Origin of the sequence: Erythrobacter sp. CCH5-A1, from assembly GCF_001557115.1 — a bacterium.
Lineage (GTDB): Bacteria > Pseudomonadota > Alphaproteobacteria > Sphingomonadales > Sphingomonadaceae > Erythrobacter.
Genome location: NZ_LSKQ01000176.1, coordinates 26,672 through 41,354, shown reverse-complemented (window position 1 = coordinate 41,354; position 14,683 = coordinate 26,672). Strand labels below are relative to the sequence as shown.

The window sequence follows — 14,683 nt, the reverse complement described above, 5'->3', positions numbered from 1 at the left end:
AACCGCCCGCATGAGCCACATTGCCACCATCCTGCTGCTCGGTTCGGGCGAGCTGGGCCGCGAATTCGTCATTTCCGCCAAGCGCCTCGGCGCGCGGGTGATTGCCTGCGACAGCTATGACAATGCTCCCGCGATGCAGCTCGCCGATGCGCGCGAGGTGTTCTCGATGCTCGACGGCGCGGCCCTGCGCGCGGCGGTGGAGAAGCACCGCCCGGACCTCATCGTCCCCGAGATCGAGGCGATCCGCACCGAGGTGCTGGGCGATCTGGAAGCGGAAGGCTTCACCATCGTCCCCTCGGCGCGCGCCGCGCAGCTGACCATGAACCGCGATGCGATCCGGGATCTGGCGGCGGGCGAACTGGGCCTCGTGACCTCGCAATATGGCTATGCGGAGAGCTTTGCCGAATGCAAGGCGATCGCCGCGCGCATCGGCTATCCGCTGGTGATGAAGCCGGTCATGTCGTCCTCCGGCAAGGGCCAGAGCAAGGTCGACGGGGCGGAAGCGCTCGAAGCCGCGTGGGAATACGCGGTCGCCAACATGCGCGGCGACAGGGCGCGGGTGATCTGCGAGCAGTTCATCGCCTTCGATTACGAGATCACGCTGCTGACCGTCCGCCACGCCGGGGGCATCAGCTTCTGCCCACCCATCGGCCACCGGCAGGAACGCGGAGACTACCGCGAGAGCTGGCAGCCCGCCGCGATGTCCGCCGCCGCGCTGGCAGCCGCGCAGGACATGGCCGCGAAGGTCGTCATGGCGCTGCAGGGCGGAGGGCGTGGCTGGGGCCTCTACGGGGTCGAGTTTTTCGTGAAGGGCGAGGAGGTAATCTTCTCCGAGCTCTCCCCCCGCCCGCATGACACCGGCATGGTGACCCTCGCCTCGCAGGACCTGACCGAGTTCGACCTGCACGCCCGCGCAATCCTCGGGCTGCCGGTGCCGGACAGCATCGCCGCCCACCCTGCGGCAAGCGCGGTGATCCTTGCCGACCGGGATTCGGACAGCTTCGCCTTCGAAGGGCTTGCCGAGGCGCTGGGCGAGGGCGACACCGATGTGCGGATCTTCGGCAAGCCCGTCACCCGGCCGTACCGCCGCATGGGCGTGGCGCTGGCCCGCGCGGGCGATGCCGCAGCGGCCGTGGAACTCGCCAAGGCGGCGGCCGCCAAGGTGCGGATCGTCTACGACTGACGCGAAAAGGGCGGCCGCGCCTTGCTTGCGCGGCCGCCCTTCTGCTTGTCCGTGCAGCGATCAGAGGCCGGCGAACACCGCCAGCTTGGCCGACAGCACCGCCACGCGGCGGGCGTTGGCGGCATTCAGTGCCAGCTCCACCTGCGGCTCGGCCGAAGCGCGCGCTTCGGCGATGCAGGCGCGGCGGGCGGAAAGGCGCGCCAGGTCGCGCACGTTGACGGGGCCGCAGACCTTGTTGGCGGCGCGGGCCAGACGGGCGTCGAGCGCCTTGCGGCCGGCTTCCTTGGTGAGATCGAGATCGCCGTAAGGCACGACGACGCTGACCGGCTCGGCCAGAGCGGGAGTGGCGGCGGCAAGCGCCAGAGCGGGAAGGACAATGCGCATAAGCATGGCGGGGGTTCCTTTGCGAGATGTGTCCGTCAAATCGATGCCAGCCGGAACAGGGAGAGGAGAGGAGAGGCCCGGCTGACGTGCCGCCAATGGCAGGGTTTGATTACACCTTGCGGTCGATTGAAAGAAAGTTTCGTTATGAAGCAATCATAAGGCGGTCACGCGACAGACTCGCAAGCGTCGCCATTGCCACACGACTGTCTTGTACGCCCGCTTGCGACAAGCCGCGCCAGCGCCTAATCGCCGCTCCCATGGAAACCTATCCCAAGACCGCCGCGCTGATGCAGCGCGGCACCGACTTCCTCGGCTGCGAAACCGCGATCCTGTGCGGCGCGATGAGCTGGGTGAGCGAGCGCAACCTTGTCGCCGCGATCAGCAACGCGGGCGGCTTCGGCGTGATCGCCTGCGGAGCGATGACGCCCGAACTGCTCGACACCGAGATCGCGGCCACCAGGGCGCTGACGGGCAAGCCCTTCGGCGTCAACCTCATCACCATGCATCCGGCGCTGTTCGATCTCATCGCAGTGTGCCGCAAGCATGGCGTCACGCACGTGGTGCTGGCAGGCGGCATCCCGCCCAAGGGCAGCGTCGAGGCGATCAAGGCGGACGAGTCCGGCATCAAGGTGATCTGCTTCGCGCCCACCCTCGCGCTCGCCAAGAAGTTGCTGCGTTCCGGGGCGGATGCGCTGGTGATCGAGGGGATGGAAGCCGGAGGCCATATCGGCCCGGTCTCCACATCCGTGCTGGCGCAGGAAATCCTGCCCGAGCTTGCGAGCGATCATCTGATCTTCGTCGCCGGCGGCATCGGCCGGGGCGAGGCGATTGCCTCCTACCTCGAAATGGGCGCAGCCGGGGTGCAGCTCGGCACGCGCTTCGCCTGCGCGACCGAAAGCATCGCCCACCCCGATTTCAAGAAGGCCTTCTTCCGCGCTTCGGCCCGCGAGGCGGTGGCGAGCGTGCAGGTCGACCCGCGCCTGCCGGTGATCCCGGTACGCGCGCTCAAGAACAAGGGCACCGAGGAATTCACCGCCAAGCAGCGCGAAGTCGCAGCCCTGCTCGATGAAGGCGGGATCGACATGGCCGAGGCCCAGCTCCAGATCGAACACTTCTGGGCCGGTGCCCTGCGCCGCGCGGTGATCGAGGGCGATGTCGAGAACGGCTCGGTGATGGCCGGGCAGTCGGTCGGTATGGTGACGAAGGAAGAGCCCGCCGCCGCGATCATCGCCGAACTGATGGCGCAGGCCGAGGCGGCGCTCACGAGGGGCTAGCGCTGCCCCTCCTCCCCATGTTAGCGTTCACATAGAGCGATAAGCATGGGGGGAGAAACGGGTCTTGTCAGCCGGAAGTGATCGCATTGCGATGGTCGACGCCCTGCGCGGCTTCGCGCTGTTCGGGCTGCTGATGGTCCACTGTGTCGAGCGGTTCGAGCTCTACTGGCTCGCGCCCCGGCCCGATCCCTGGGTCGACGCGGTCTTCGCGCTGTTTTCGAGCAAGGCCTATGCGATCTTTGCGCTACTTTTCGGGTTCAGCTTCGCCACGATCATGGCCAATGAACGCGCCCGCGGCGGCGATGCGACGCGCCGCTTCGTATGGCGGCTGGTGATCCTGCTGGCGATCGGCACGCTCCACTCCATCGTCTATCGCGGCGACATCCTCCAGGTGCTCGCGGTGATCGGGCTGCTGCTGATCCCGACCGACCGGATCCGCGCCAACGACGTGCTGCTGGCCCTGGCCGCGATCATGCTGGTGCAGGTGCCGCTGATCGTCCGCGCATGGGCGGCGAGCCGCGGTATCGGCTGGGCCGAACAGACGCCGTTCTACTGGGCCGACAGCGGGCTCGGGACGCTCGCCTCGGGCAGCCTGCCCGAGATGCTGGCGGTCAACCTGTGGCAGGGGATGGCGGCCAAGTGGTCGTTCTATCTGGAAAACGGTCGGGCGGTGGAGATCGTCGGCCTGTTCCTGATCGGCACGGTGCTGCAACGCACAGACCTGTTCGCGCGCGCCGGGGCGCGGCGCGCCATCTGGGTGGCGATCATGGTCGCGGGCGCGACGGTGTGGGGCCTGGCGAGCCTTGCCGAGAGCCGCACGCTGCCCGTCGAGGGCCCGGCGATGGTGGTGGATTCGATCACCACCCTGTTCACCCGCTACCGCGCCGTGGGGGCGACCTTCTTCCAGATCGCGCTGTTCGTGCTGGCCTGGCACACGCCGCTGCACAAGGTGCTGGCGGTGCTGGTGCCCGCGGGCCGGATGACGCTGACGCTCTATGTGCTCCAGTCGCTCGTCTTTGCGCCGGTGTTCTACGGCTTCGGCCTCGGCCTGCATGACGACCTTTCGACCCGCGCGACGGTGCTGATCGGGGTTGCCGCCTTCGCAGTGCAGATCGTGCTCGCGGCAGCGTGGTTCAGGGTGTTCCGCTATGGCCCGCTCGAATGGCTGTGGCGGGCAGCGACCCGCGGCGATTTCGCAACGCCCCTGCGGCGCAGCGCGGGCCTCGCCGCGTGAGCGGCCGCCTGCGCCCCTGTCTTGTTATCGCGGCACGCTTGCGGCAGGGGCAGCGGCCATGACCCAGCCGCTTGTCCTCACCCTCGCCTGCGCCGACCGGCCCGGCATCACCGCGCGCGTCACCGGCTTCCTGTTCGAGCGGGGCGCGAACATTCTCGATGCGCAGCAGTTCAACGACCGCTGCGAGGCGGGCGGGACCGACCGCTTCTTCATGCGCGTGGTGTTCGACCCCGACGGCGCGACCGCCGAAGGGCTGCGGGCGGATTTCACCGCGCTGGCGGGCGCGTTCGGGATGGAGTGGAAGATGGCGCGCGAGGATCGGCCGCGCCGCACCATCATCATGGTCAGCAAGTTCGACCATTGCCTCGTCGATCTGATCTACCGCTGGCGCACGGGGGAGCTGGCGATCGATCCGGTCGCGATCGTCTCCAACCACCCCCGCGAGGCCGCGATCCGGGTCGATATCGGCGACATTCCCTTCCACCACATCCCCGTCACCCCCGAGACCAAGCCCGCCGCCGAGGCGCAATTGCGGGCGCTCGCCGAAGAAACAGAAGCCGAGCTGGTGGTGCTCGCGCGCTACATGCAGGTCTTCTCGGACGATCTCTCGGCCCATTTCGCAGGCCGCGCGATCAATATCCACCACTCCTTCCTCCCCGGCTTCAAGGGCGCCAAGCCCTATCACCAGGCCCACGCACGGGGCGTGAAGATCATCGGCGCGACCGCGCATTTCGTCACCGCCGACCTCGATGAAGGCCCGATCATCCATCAGGATGTCGAGCGCATCACCCACGCCGACAGCCCCGAAGACCTCGTGCGCAAGGGCCGCGACATCGAGCGCCGGGTGCTCGCCGAGGCTGTGCGGCTGTTCGCCGAGGACCGCGTGCTGATGAACGGCAACCGGACGGTCGTGTTCAGGGGTTAGGCGTCTTCGGGGGCTGATCCGGCCCGCAAGCGAGGGAGAGGGAAATGATCAGAACCGCCGCCGCATTGGCGCTCGCCATGATAGCGCTACCGGCCTCCGCACAAGAGGCGCCCTACCGCCCGGACTGCGGCAAGATCGAGGCCTTCCTCGACACGGTGGTGAAGCAGGGCCGCACCGTCGGCGCCTCGGCTCTGGTGTGGAAGGATGGGGCGGAAGCCTGCTTCGAGACTGCCGGCGATGCCGACCGTGAGACCGCGCGGCCGATGACGCGCGACACGCTGTTCCAGATCTATTCGATGACCAAGCCCGTCACCGGGGTCGCGCTGATGCAATTGTGGGAAGAGGGCAAGTTCGGGCTCGACGATCCGCTCGAATGGCACCTGCCCGAATTCGCCGCGCTGAAGGTCGCCGACGGGGAGAACCCCGATGGCTCGCCGATCCTGCGCGAGCCCCGCCGCAAGGTCACGATCCGCGACGTGTTGCGCCACACCGCAGGCTTCACCTACGGCGCGGACGGCGATCCGCAGAACGCGGCCGACCGCGCCTGGAACCGCCTGCAACCGCTTGCCTTCGACAAGACGCTTGCCGAATTCTCGCAGGCGATGGCGCAGGTGCCGCTGCTCTACGATCCGGGCACGCACTGGCATTACAGCGCCGGGGTCGACGTGCAGGCGCGGCTGGTCGAGGTGCTCTCGGGCCAGCCTTTTGCCGATTATGTGGCGCAGCACATCTTCCAGCCGCTCGGGATGAAGGACAGCGGCTGGAAGCGCACCCCGGCAGACCGTGCGCGGCTGGCGAGCGCCTATTACGCGGAGGCCGGCACGCTCGTCCCGGTGCCCGAAGCGCTGCTGCTCGAACCCAATTTCACCGGCAAGCCGATGACGATGGGCGGCGCGGGGATCGTCACCACGGTGGACGATTACATGATCTTCGCGCGGATGCTGCTCGGACAGGGCACGCTCAATGGCACGCGCATCCTCAAGCCTTCGACGCTGCGCTTGATGACCACCGACCAGCTCGATCCGCGCATTGGGGCCGAAAACCGCCTGTGGCTCCCCAGCAAGGGCAGCGGCGGCTTCGGCATCGACCTGTTCGTGCGCACCGCCCCGCCGCAGACCCCGCAAGAGAACCGCGGCAGCGTCGGCGAGTTCTTCTGGGACGGTTTCCCCTCGATGCTGTTCTGGGTCGATCCGGCGCAGGACATGGCGGTGGTCTTCGCCACGCAGAAGATACCCTTCGACAACGACATGCACCGCGAATTCCGCGCGGCGGTCTATGGCGCAGATTACAGGGGGCCGGCGGGGGACTAACCCCCGCCCTACCGTCGGGCGATCTTCTTGCCCGCTTCGAGCGCCTTGTCCTCGTTCGCCCGCTTGATGACATAGGCGCGGATCGCCTCGATCTCGTCTTTCGACAAAGAGCTTGCGAAACTCGCCATGCCGCGATCCTTGAGCGCGCCGTCATGCACCACCGCGCTCCATGTGGCGGCGCTTTCCAGCGCGCCCGCGCGGCGCAGGTCGGGCAGAACGGTCGAGCCGACCGCGCCCGGCGCATGGCACACCGCGCAGTAGCGGGCATACTTGGCCTGCCCCACCGCGATCACCTGGGCGGGCGCGGTGCTCGGCGGCGGGTCGAGCGGCAGGTCGGCAAGTGCGGGCGGCGCGGGAAGCTGCGCCTTGCCGCCGAGCTTGAACACCAGCAGGCGGCTGATGTTGCGCACCGGGGCCTTCCTCGCCAGCAGGTCGCCGTCGACCGTGATCGCATAGGCCCCGCCCCACCCGGCGAGGACGGCGACATATTGCTCGCCGTTCACCGTGTAGGTAACGGGCGGCGCGACCACGCCAGTCTGGGCGGCGAAGCTCCACAGCTTCTTGCCGTTCGCGGCGTCATAGGCGTTGAACTCGCTCCCCGCGGTGCCCTGGAACACGAGCCCGCCGCCGGTCGCGAGCAGGCCGCCGTTCCACGGGCCAGGGTGCTCGACCGTCCAGCGCGGCTTCTGCGCGACCGGGTCCCACGCCACAAGCATCCCGCGCAAGGTGCCCGCGACCTGCTTGCGGAAGCCCCCGTCGGGCGGCAGATCGCCCGCGCCGAGGTTGAAGCCGACATTGAAGCCGCGCGCCTTGTCGGGCTTCCAGCCGGCCTCGGGCGCGTAGAGCATCCCCGCCTCGAAGGCCGGGATGTAGACCAGCTTCTCGGTCGGGCTGAAGGCCATCGGGTGCCAGTTGTGGCCGCCCAACGCGCCCGGCATCACCAGCGCCGGCTTGCCGGTGCGGTCGACGCGGGCTTCGGGGTTTTCGATGGGACGACCGGTCTTGGGGTCGATCCCGCTCGCCCAGTTGATCGAGACATAGGGCTTGGCGCTGATGAACTTGCCCGTCTCGCGGTCGATGACGTAGAAGAAGCCGTTTTTCGGGGCCTGCATCAGCACTTTGCGCATCTTGCCCTCGATCTCCATGTCGGCGAGCATGATGTGTTGGGTGGCGGTGAAGTCCCACGTCTCGCCCGGCGTGGTCTGGTAGTGCCAGACATATTCGCCGGTCTTGGGCCGGATCGCGACGATGCTGGAGAGGTACAGGTTGTCCCCCTCCCCGCCAGAGCCGTCCTTGGCGGGGCTGCGATAGGCGCGGTTCCAAGGCGAGCCGTTGCCGACGCCGATATAGAGCAGGTCAAGCTCGGGGTCGTAGGCCATCGAATCCCACACCGTGCCGCCACCCCCAATCGCGTCGCTGGCGCCGAGGACGTCCATGTTCCACGTTTCGGCCGCCTTCTGGAGATAGGCGGGCTGGTCCTTGGCGTCGCCGCCCTCGGGCACGGTGTAGAATTTCCACAGCTGCTCGCCCGTGTCGGCCGAATAGGCCGCGACGAAGCCGCGCACGCCGAATTCCGCGCCGCCATTGCCGATGATCACCTTGCCATCGATCACGCGCGGCGCGCCGGTGATGGTGTAGCTCTTGGACTGGTCGACCGTGACCTTCTCCCACACGGGCTTGCCGGTTTCGCGGTCGAGCGCGATCAGGCGGCCGTCGAGCGTGCCGAAGAACAGCTTGTCGCCGTACGCGGCCAAGCCCCGGTTGACGACGTCGCAGCAGGCCTTGACGCCTGTCTCGCCCGGGACCTTGGGGTCGTATTCCCACAGCTTGGCGCCGGTCGTCGCGTCGAAGGACTTCACCTTGCTCCACGCGGTGGTGAGGTAGAGCTTGCCGTCGATGACGATCGGCGTCGCCTCCTGCCCTCGGCCTGTATCCATGTCGGCATACCAGGCGAGCCCCAATTGGCCGACATTGTCGCGGTTGACCGCGTCCAAGGGCGAGAAGCGCTGCTCGGAATAGGTGCGCCCGTGGCTGATCCAGTTGGCGCTGTCGCCGTCGGCGCCCACCAGCATCGCGGTGGTGATCCCGCCCTCGCCCCCTTCGGCGCTGCCGAAAATCTGGCTGCAATTGGCCAGCATGCCACCTGACAGCAACAGGGCAGCGCCCAGCGTCCAGCGCCTCACGTCCATCAATTCCTCTCTCCCCGGCATTCTTTCTTTTGCCGCATGTTGCCGAGCCACTGGCCGCTTGTCCATTGCCCAGATATGTGCAAATCCTTAACCAGGGTCGCGACGAGGTTTACCGCCTCGCGCTCTTGGGGCGCGTGGGCAGCAAGGGGGAAATATCGATGGCTAATCGTTCAACGTCGCGCAGGCGCGCAGGCCAGACCGTATCGCGCCGTCAGTTCGGGGCGACCGCCGGCATCGCGGTGATCGGCACCGGGCTCGTCGGCATGGGCCTGCTCGACAAGCCGCGCGGCACCTTCGCGACGATCGGTCAGCCGGTTGCGATGGGCGATCCGGCGAACCCGACCATGGGCTATTTCGTCCGGCCGCAGAGCGGCAAGCACCCGGGCGTGGTGACCTGGCGCAGCGGCGAGGCGATGACCGAAGCCGACCGTGACGCAGCGCGCGAGCTTTCGGCCAAGGGCTATGCGGTGGTGGTGATCGACCGCGGCAGCGGTGACGCGGCGTCGGCTTTCGGCGATACCCGCAACGCCACCTGGTTCCTCAAGAACCAGCAGCAGGTCAACATGGACATCGGCATCGGCACGCCGAAGTGGGCCGAATACCGGCTGGAGCCGGTCCGGCGCGTCTGACCCTCTCTCCCGTGCAGGGACAAGGAAACGCGGCGCTTCCGGCCAGGCCCGGAATGCGATAAGCCCTTGTTCCAGAGACACGGGAGACTCCGATCATGTGCGATGAAAGACAGCTCGAAACCTGGGCCCGCGATACCCTGAGCCGCCGCCAGTTCGGCGCGTTGAGCGGCGCGGCGGCGCTTGCGGCCTGCGCCTCGGGGACCACCGAAAGCAAGGCGAGCGCCGCGGCCGGTCTCAAGGAACAGGGCGTCAGCTTCGCCACCCCCGACGGCACAATGGACGCCTTCTTCGTCCAGCCCGAAAAGGGCAAGCACTCCGCCGTGATCCTGTGGCCCGACATCGCCAGCATCCGCGAATCCAAGCGCAACATCGCCCGCACCCTGGCGGGCAAGGGCCATGCCGTGCTGGTCGTGAACCCCTATTACCGCGACGTCGCGGGCGAACAGTTCGCCGACTTTGCCGCCTTCATCTCGCAAGGCGGCTTCCAGAAGGTCGGTCCGTGGCGCGGCAAGCTGAACGCCGAGACGATCATGCGCGATGCAACCGCGATCGTCGCCTGGCTCGATACGCAGGCGGGCGTCGACACCGCGCGCGGGATCGGCACGCAGGGCTATTGCATGGGCGGTCCCTTCACCGTGTGGACCGCGGCTGCCGTGCCCGCCCGGATCAAGGCCGCGGCAAGCTTCCATGGCGGCGGCCTTGTCCGCCCGGACTACCCGATGAGCCCGCACAAGGTGCTGGACAAGGTCGATGCCAATCTGCTGATCGCGGTCGCACAGGACGACGACGCTAAGGCCCCCGCCGACAAGACCACTTTTGCCGATGCCGCCAAGGCCGCCGGGGTCGAGGCCAAGGTCGAAGTCTATGCCGGCGACCACGGCTGGATGGTGTCCGACAGCCCGGCCTGGAACGCCGCCGCCGCGACCAAGGGCGAGGCCGACCTGCTGGCGCTGTACGGGGCGGCTTTGGCGTAGGACCCGCAGCCCCGCCCGGCACCCTTAGCGCCATGACGCCGCCGTCGCCCTTCAAGCTCAAGCTCAAGCTCCAGATCATGTGCGGCGACGAAATCGCGATGGGTCCGGGCAAGGCCGATCTGCTCGATGCCATCGCGCGGCACTGCTCGATCTCGGGCGCAGGGCGGGCGTTGGGGATGAGCTACCGCCGCACGTGGCTGCTGGTCGATGCGATGAACCGCTGCTGGGAGGCACCGCTAGTGGCAACCACTCCCGGCAACCAGAAGGCGGGCGCACAGCTGACGCCGCTGGGGGAGGAGGTGCTTGCCCGTTACCGCCAACTGCAAGGCGATGCCGAGCGCGCGGCCTTGTCAGGCTTTGCCACCATCGCCGAAGCGCTGCTCCCCGCCCCCCTGCCCCCGAAGCGCAGCGAGGGGCGCCCTCAAGACGCGCCTAATTCCGCCACCTGAGCGTCACCCCCACGGTGCGCGGATCGCTGGGCGTGCCGAGGATCAGCCCCGAATTGCCCGCCTGGATCGTCAGGTTCTGGATGTAGTCTGCACCGAGCAGGTTGCGCGCGAAGACAGCAATCTCCCAGCCCTTGCCCTCTGCATCCTCGCGGCGGTAGCCGAGGCTGGCATTGGTGAGGTTGTAGCCCTCGATGACAGTGAAGCGCGACAGGCTCGGATCGCCGGGATAGCCGCTGCGCCAGTTGCTGTCGCCATGGAGGAACACCGCGCCCCGCCCAAGCGGCACGGCATAGTCGGCGCTCAGCGTCTGCGACCAGCGCGGCAGGCCGGCGAGGCGCTGCCCCGTCAGGTCGCAGGCCGCGGTCGCCGCGGTCTGGCGTTCGAGCGGGCAGGGGCCTGCCGGGTAATCGGTGTATTCCCCGTCGCCAAAGGCCAACGCGCCCACCAGCGTCAGCCTGCCGAGGGCGAGCCGCGCATCGGCCTCGAACCCCTGCACCCGCACCGCAGGAATGTTCGAGAGGTAGCCGCGCAGCGCGACGGTCTGGCTCGAATCCACCACCGTCGCCTGAAAGTCGCGCACCGTGGTGCGATAGGCGGCGAGATTGAGCGTCAGGCGCCCGTCCCACAGCGCCGCCTTGACCCCCGCCTCCCATGTCGTGTTGCGCTCCGGCTCGATCACCGCAGTCGCCAGCGCGGGCTGGTTGCTGGCATCGAGCGGCAGGCCCGACATGTTGATCCCCCCCGATTTGAACCCCCGCGCGAAGCTGGCGTAGAGCAGCACATCGTCCGCAGGCTCCCACGCGATATTCGCGCGGCCCGACAAGCTCCCCTCGCTGTCGCGCGCGGAGTAGGTCTGCGGCCGCAGCACGCCGAGCCGCGCATTGATCAGCGCGGGCGCAGTCACCACCGGCCCGCCGAACACCCGCGTGCTGTAATCGCCCTCCTTGCTCTCGTAGGTGTAGCGCAGCCCCCCGGTCAGCGTCAGGCGCGGCGCGATCCGCCAGTTCGCCTCGGCGAAGGCGGCATAGCTGTTCACCGCAAAGCGCGTCTCGCCGGTCTGCCCGTAGCCATCGAGCAGGTTCGCGGGCACCGGCGTCGCATTCGCCCCCGTCGTCGCCCCGATCAGCCACGGCGCGCCATAGGGGCCGAACACCGAATTGGGGCTACCGGTCAGCACCTGCCGGAAGACATAGAGCCCCGCGACATAGCTCAGCGCGCGATCCCCATCCGACGCGATCCGCACCTCCTGGCTGAGCTGGTCCTGCCGCGAGGGGATGCGCTGGATCAGCTGGATCTGCAGGCCCGTGTAATCGCGGTCGTTGGCCGCATCCCAGTTCCAGAAGCGCCATGCGGTGATCGCAGTGATCGTCGCCGGGCCGATGTCCCAGTCCGCCGTCGCCGCAACCCCGCCCTCGCTGGTGTCGACGCCGAGCGGGGCGTCGATATCGGTCAGGCGGTCGTAGGGATCGGTGCTCGGCGGGGCATAGCCTGCCGCTGCCGCCAGCGCCGGATATTGCCGCGCGGGCGGTCGCAGGCTGGTGCCGACCCGCAGGAACACCTGCGTGCAGCATTCGCTGTCGAAATTGGCCAAGTCGGCGATCAGCCGAAGCCGGAAGTCCGCCGAGGGCTGCCACAGCACCTGCCCGCGCACCGCCTGCGCGCCGAGCGTGTTCTGGTCGCGGCCGTTGGTGGCGTTGCGCAGCACCCCGTCACGCCGGGTGAAGGTGCCCGAGAGGCGATAGGCGAGCGTCTCGCCCGCAAGCGGCCCGGTGGCCGAAAAGCGCCCCTGCGCGAAAGCGCGCTCGCCGCCGCTCAGCTCGGCATTGTAGGCGCGGGTGAAGCTCGGCGCGGCCGAGACGATGTTGATTGCGCCCGCCGTGGTGTTCTTGCCGAACAGCGTCCCCTGCGGCCCGCGCAGCACCTCGATCCGCGCGATGTCCGAAAAGTCGAAGGCGGCGGTCGCCGGCCGTGCGTGATAGACCCCGTCGACATAGTAGCCCACCCCCGGTTCGAGCCCGTCATTGGCCTGACTGACCGCGACCACGCTCGACCCCAGCCCGCGGATGGTGAAGGCAATGTTGCGCGGATTGGCCGAGGAATAGTTGAGCGCCGGAACCAGCGTGGTGAGGTCGCGGGTGTTGAGCGTGTAGGACTGCTCGAGCCAGCGCGCGTCCACAACCGAGAGCGCGGCGGGCACGTCCTGCGCCCCCTCTGCCCGCTGCCGCGCGGTAACGATGATCGGCGCAGGTTTGCCCTCGCCTGCATCCTCGCCCGCCGAGGCGGCCTCGGCCATTGCCATAGCCGGGGCAAGGTGCAGGACGCCGCCGATGAGGCCCAGCCGGAGAAGGGTGTGCAAGCGAGCCTCGCGCATCGTTCGAACCTATATCTGATCATATATAGATTGAGCCTCAAGGCAACGGCGATCGGCTGAGCCAGATTTTTGGCGCAAGTTTTGGCAAATCCGGATGGGGGCCGAGCGCGGCTCCCGGCAGTTGGGAATTGTTGGCCCCGCACGCGGCGAATTGGGCGCTTTCCTACTGCCCTCGGGCGGGGTTAGGCTTGCCCTCATGGCCCCTCGCCTGCCCTTCGCCTGCCTCCTGCCCGCCCCCTTCGGCATGCTGCGCGAGGGGAGGGTTTTCCGGCCCTGGACAGTGTCTCATGTGTCTCCAACAGACAGGCCGAGACGCGGGTTGGTGAACGGCGGCAGCGACCGGCGCGGGGCGCCTCGCCGCGGGCCGGTCGTCCTCAGGAGCCGTGGCGCTTGGCCCGCTCGTTCGCCGCGCCGAAGCGACCGTGCTTGCGGTAGCGCAGCATCCACTTGTCGAGGAACAGGCCGAGCGGCTTCGCCTCGATCCCGAGGTCTGCAAGACCGAGGGCCCCCTCGGCCACCGTGCTGCCGGGCTTGAGCAGCGTCCACTGGTCGCGGCTCATCGGGGTGAGCGGGAGCGCGGCGAAGGTCGCCGAGACGCCATCGGGCATGGCGAGGAAGGTGCGATTCCTCCCCTGCGCTGCGGCGATGCGGCGGTGGAGCTCCATCATGGTGAGCTGCTCGGGCCCGCCCAGTTCGAAGGTCTTGCCGCCGTGCACCTCGGGGTGCTCGAGCGCACGGGCGACGGCTTCGGCGACGTCCTCGGCGTGGACGATCTGGAGCTTCGCCTCGGGCCCGAACACGGGGAGGACGGGGAACAGCTCGATCATGCCGGCGAAGAGGTTGATGAACTGGTCGTCCTTGCCGAACACGATTGAGGGTCGCAGGATGGTGGCCTTGGGGAAGGCCGCGAGGGTCTTGGCCTCGCCCATCGCCTTGCCGCGCGCATAGGCGGTGGGGCTGGCGGGGTCGGCACCGATCGCGCTGATCTGGACGAGCGCGGTCACGCCCCGTTCCGCAGCAAGGCGGGCGACGGTGCCGGGCGCCTCGCCGGTGAGCTTGATGAGGTCGCCCGCGAAGGCGCCCACGAGGTTGACGACATGGTCCGCCCCCTCAAGCGCGGCAGCGACGTGGGCCTCGTTGGTGACGTCGCACGGCATCAGCTGCAACTGTCCGAGGTTGGCGAGCGGCTTGAGGCTCTGGGCCTTGGCCGGCGCCCGGCTCGCCAGCCGCAGCCGCGCCCCGCGCGAGAGGAGGGCCTGCGCGACGTAGTTGCCGATGTAGCCGGTCCCGCCGAAGATCGTGACCAGCTTGCCGGACAGGGGGGAAGAGGTGGGCGTCGGGGAGGAAGGCATGGGGGTGTGCTCGCTCGTGATGGCTGGCTCGTGGCTTTGCGAGCGCCGCTTTGCGGCAAGCGCGCAGGAGAGGCAAGGGGTCGAAAGCGCGCGATGCCGTGGCCGGCGGGCGAAATGCGCGGGCGATGGGAGGTTTGCATTGACAGCCCCCCGAACCCTTCGCTAATGGCCCGCGCCTACCCGGCCTCCCGGCAGCGATGACCGGAGGCCCCGTGCCCAGATGGCGGAATTGGTAGACGCACCGTCTTCAGGTGGCGGCGCTCGCAAGGGCGTGGAGGTTCGAGTCCTCTTCTGGGCACCAAAAAATATGCTCGGGCTTTGCCCCGATGGCTTCCCAGTAAAAGCCACGCCTACGTCGGAGCGGCCGGACCTGCGGGGAGAGGCTCGGGCCGGCTTTGGGTTCTGATCG

The 14,683-nt window shown here is 68.3% G+C and carries 12 protein-coding genes and 1 tRNA gene; 9 read left to right on the top strand and 4 right to left on the bottom strand.

From position 1 onward, the window contains the following. Window positions 1-10: 10 nt before the first annotated feature. Window positions 11-1,183 carry a formate-dependent phosphoribosylglycinamide formyltransferase gene (gene purT / locus AX708_RS10390; protein ID WP_066527310.1) on the top strand — a complete coding sequence of 391 codons (1,173 nt, stop codon included), beginning with the start codon at window positions 11-13 and terminating at the stop codon, window positions 1,181-1,183. A 60-nt stretch (window positions 1,184-1,243) separates the two neighbouring features. Here the strand turns inward: purT and AX708_RS10385 are convergent, their stop codons facing one another. Then, window positions 1,244-1,573, bottom strand: coding sequence for a UrcA family protein (locus AX708_RS10385; RefSeq protein ID WP_066527312.1), 330 nt, complete (start codon window positions 1,571-1,573; stop codon window positions 1,244-1,246). A gap of 251 nt (window positions 1,574-1,824) precedes the next feature. On the opposite strand from AX708_RS10385, the gene AX708_RS10380 reads away from it, so the two are divergent. From AX708_RS10380 to AX708_RS10365, 4 genes are all read left to right on the top strand, one after another. Beyond that, on the top strand, window positions 1,825-2,841 hold the full coding sequence (locus tag AX708_RS10380) for a nitronate monooxygenase family protein (RefSeq protein ID WP_066527314.1): 1,017 nt from the start codon (window positions 1,825-1,827) through the stop codon (window positions 2,839-2,841). A 91-nt stretch (window positions 2,842-2,932) separates the two neighbouring features. Beyond that, the gene (locus AX708_RS10375; protein ID WP_066527316.1) at window positions 2,933-4,075 is read left to right on the top strand and encodes a DUF418 domain-containing protein; all 1,143 of its coding nucleotides are present in this window, start codon (window positions 2,933-2,935) and stop codon (window positions 4,073-4,075) included. A 58-nt stretch (window positions 4,076-4,133) separates the two neighbouring features. Further along, complete coding sequence (gene purU, locus AX708_RS10370; protein WP_066527318.1) at window positions 4,134-5,000, top strand: formyltetrahydrofolate deformylase; 867 nt, start codon at window positions 4,134-4,136, stop codon at window positions 4,998-5,000. Window positions 5,001-5,044: 44 nt separating this feature from the next. Beyond that, entirely contained in the window at window positions 5,045-6,310 is a 1,266-nt protein-coding gene (locus AX708_RS10365; RefSeq protein WP_066527321.1) for a serine hydrolase, read from the top strand. 8 nt (window positions 6,311-6,318) lie between these two features. On the opposite strand, the gene AX708_RS10360 is transcribed toward AX708_RS10365, so the two are convergent. Beyond that, window positions 6,319-8,499 (bottom strand): PQQ-dependent dehydrogenase, methanol/ethanol family, encoded by a 2,181-nt coding sequence (locus tag AX708_RS10360; RefSeq protein WP_233999645.1) that lies wholly within the window; start codon window positions 8,497-8,499, stop codon window positions 6,319-6,321. Between the two features lie 158 nt (window positions 8,500-8,657). Here AX708_RS10360 and AX708_RS10355 point away from each other — a divergent pair, with 158 nt between their 5' ends. The 3 genes from AX708_RS10355 to AX708_RS10345 all read left to right on the top strand — a co-directional run bounded on the left by AX708_RS10355 (window position 8,658) and on the right by AX708_RS10345 (window position 10,551). Next, window positions 8,658-9,128: a hypothetical protein gene (locus AX708_RS10355; protein WP_067490103.1), complete on the top strand. Its 471-nt coding sequence runs from the start codon at window positions 8,658-8,660 to the stop codon at window positions 9,126-9,128. A gap of 95 nt (window positions 9,129-9,223) precedes the next feature. Then, window positions 9,224-10,102, top strand: coding sequence for a dienelactone hydrolase family protein (locus AX708_RS10350; protein WP_066527323.1), 879 nt, complete (start codon window positions 9,224-9,226; stop codon window positions 10,100-10,102). A 32-nt stretch (window positions 10,103-10,134) separates the two neighbouring features. Continuing rightward, entirely contained in the window at window positions 10,135-10,551 is a 417-nt protein-coding gene (locus AX708_RS10345; protein WP_066527326.1) for a winged helix-turn-helix domain-containing protein, read from the top strand. Here AX708_RS10345 and AX708_RS10340 read toward each other — a convergent pair. Together AX708_RS10340 and AX708_RS10335 are read right to left on the bottom strand one after the other, a co-directional pair. Continuing rightward, entirely contained in the window at window positions 10,535-12,850 is a 2,316-nt protein-coding gene (locus AX708_RS10340) for a TonB-dependent receptor (protein ID WP_197426375.1), read from the bottom strand. The two genes, AX708_RS10345 and AX708_RS10340, sit on opposite strands and share 17 nt — an antisense overlap. 446 nt (window positions 12,851-13,296) lie before the next feature. After that, window positions 13,297-14,274, bottom strand: coding sequence for a complex I NDUFA9 subunit family protein (locus AX708_RS10335; protein WP_066527327.1), 978 nt, complete (start codon window positions 14,272-14,274; stop codon window positions 13,297-13,299). Window positions 14,275-14,488: 214 nt separating this feature from the next. On the opposite strand from AX708_RS10335, the gene AX708_RS10330 reads away from it, so the two are divergent. After that, window positions 14,489-14,575: transfer RNA gene (locus tag AX708_RS10330), tRNA-Leu, on the top strand. The last annotated feature ends 108 nt before the right edge of the window (window positions 14,576-14,683 follow it).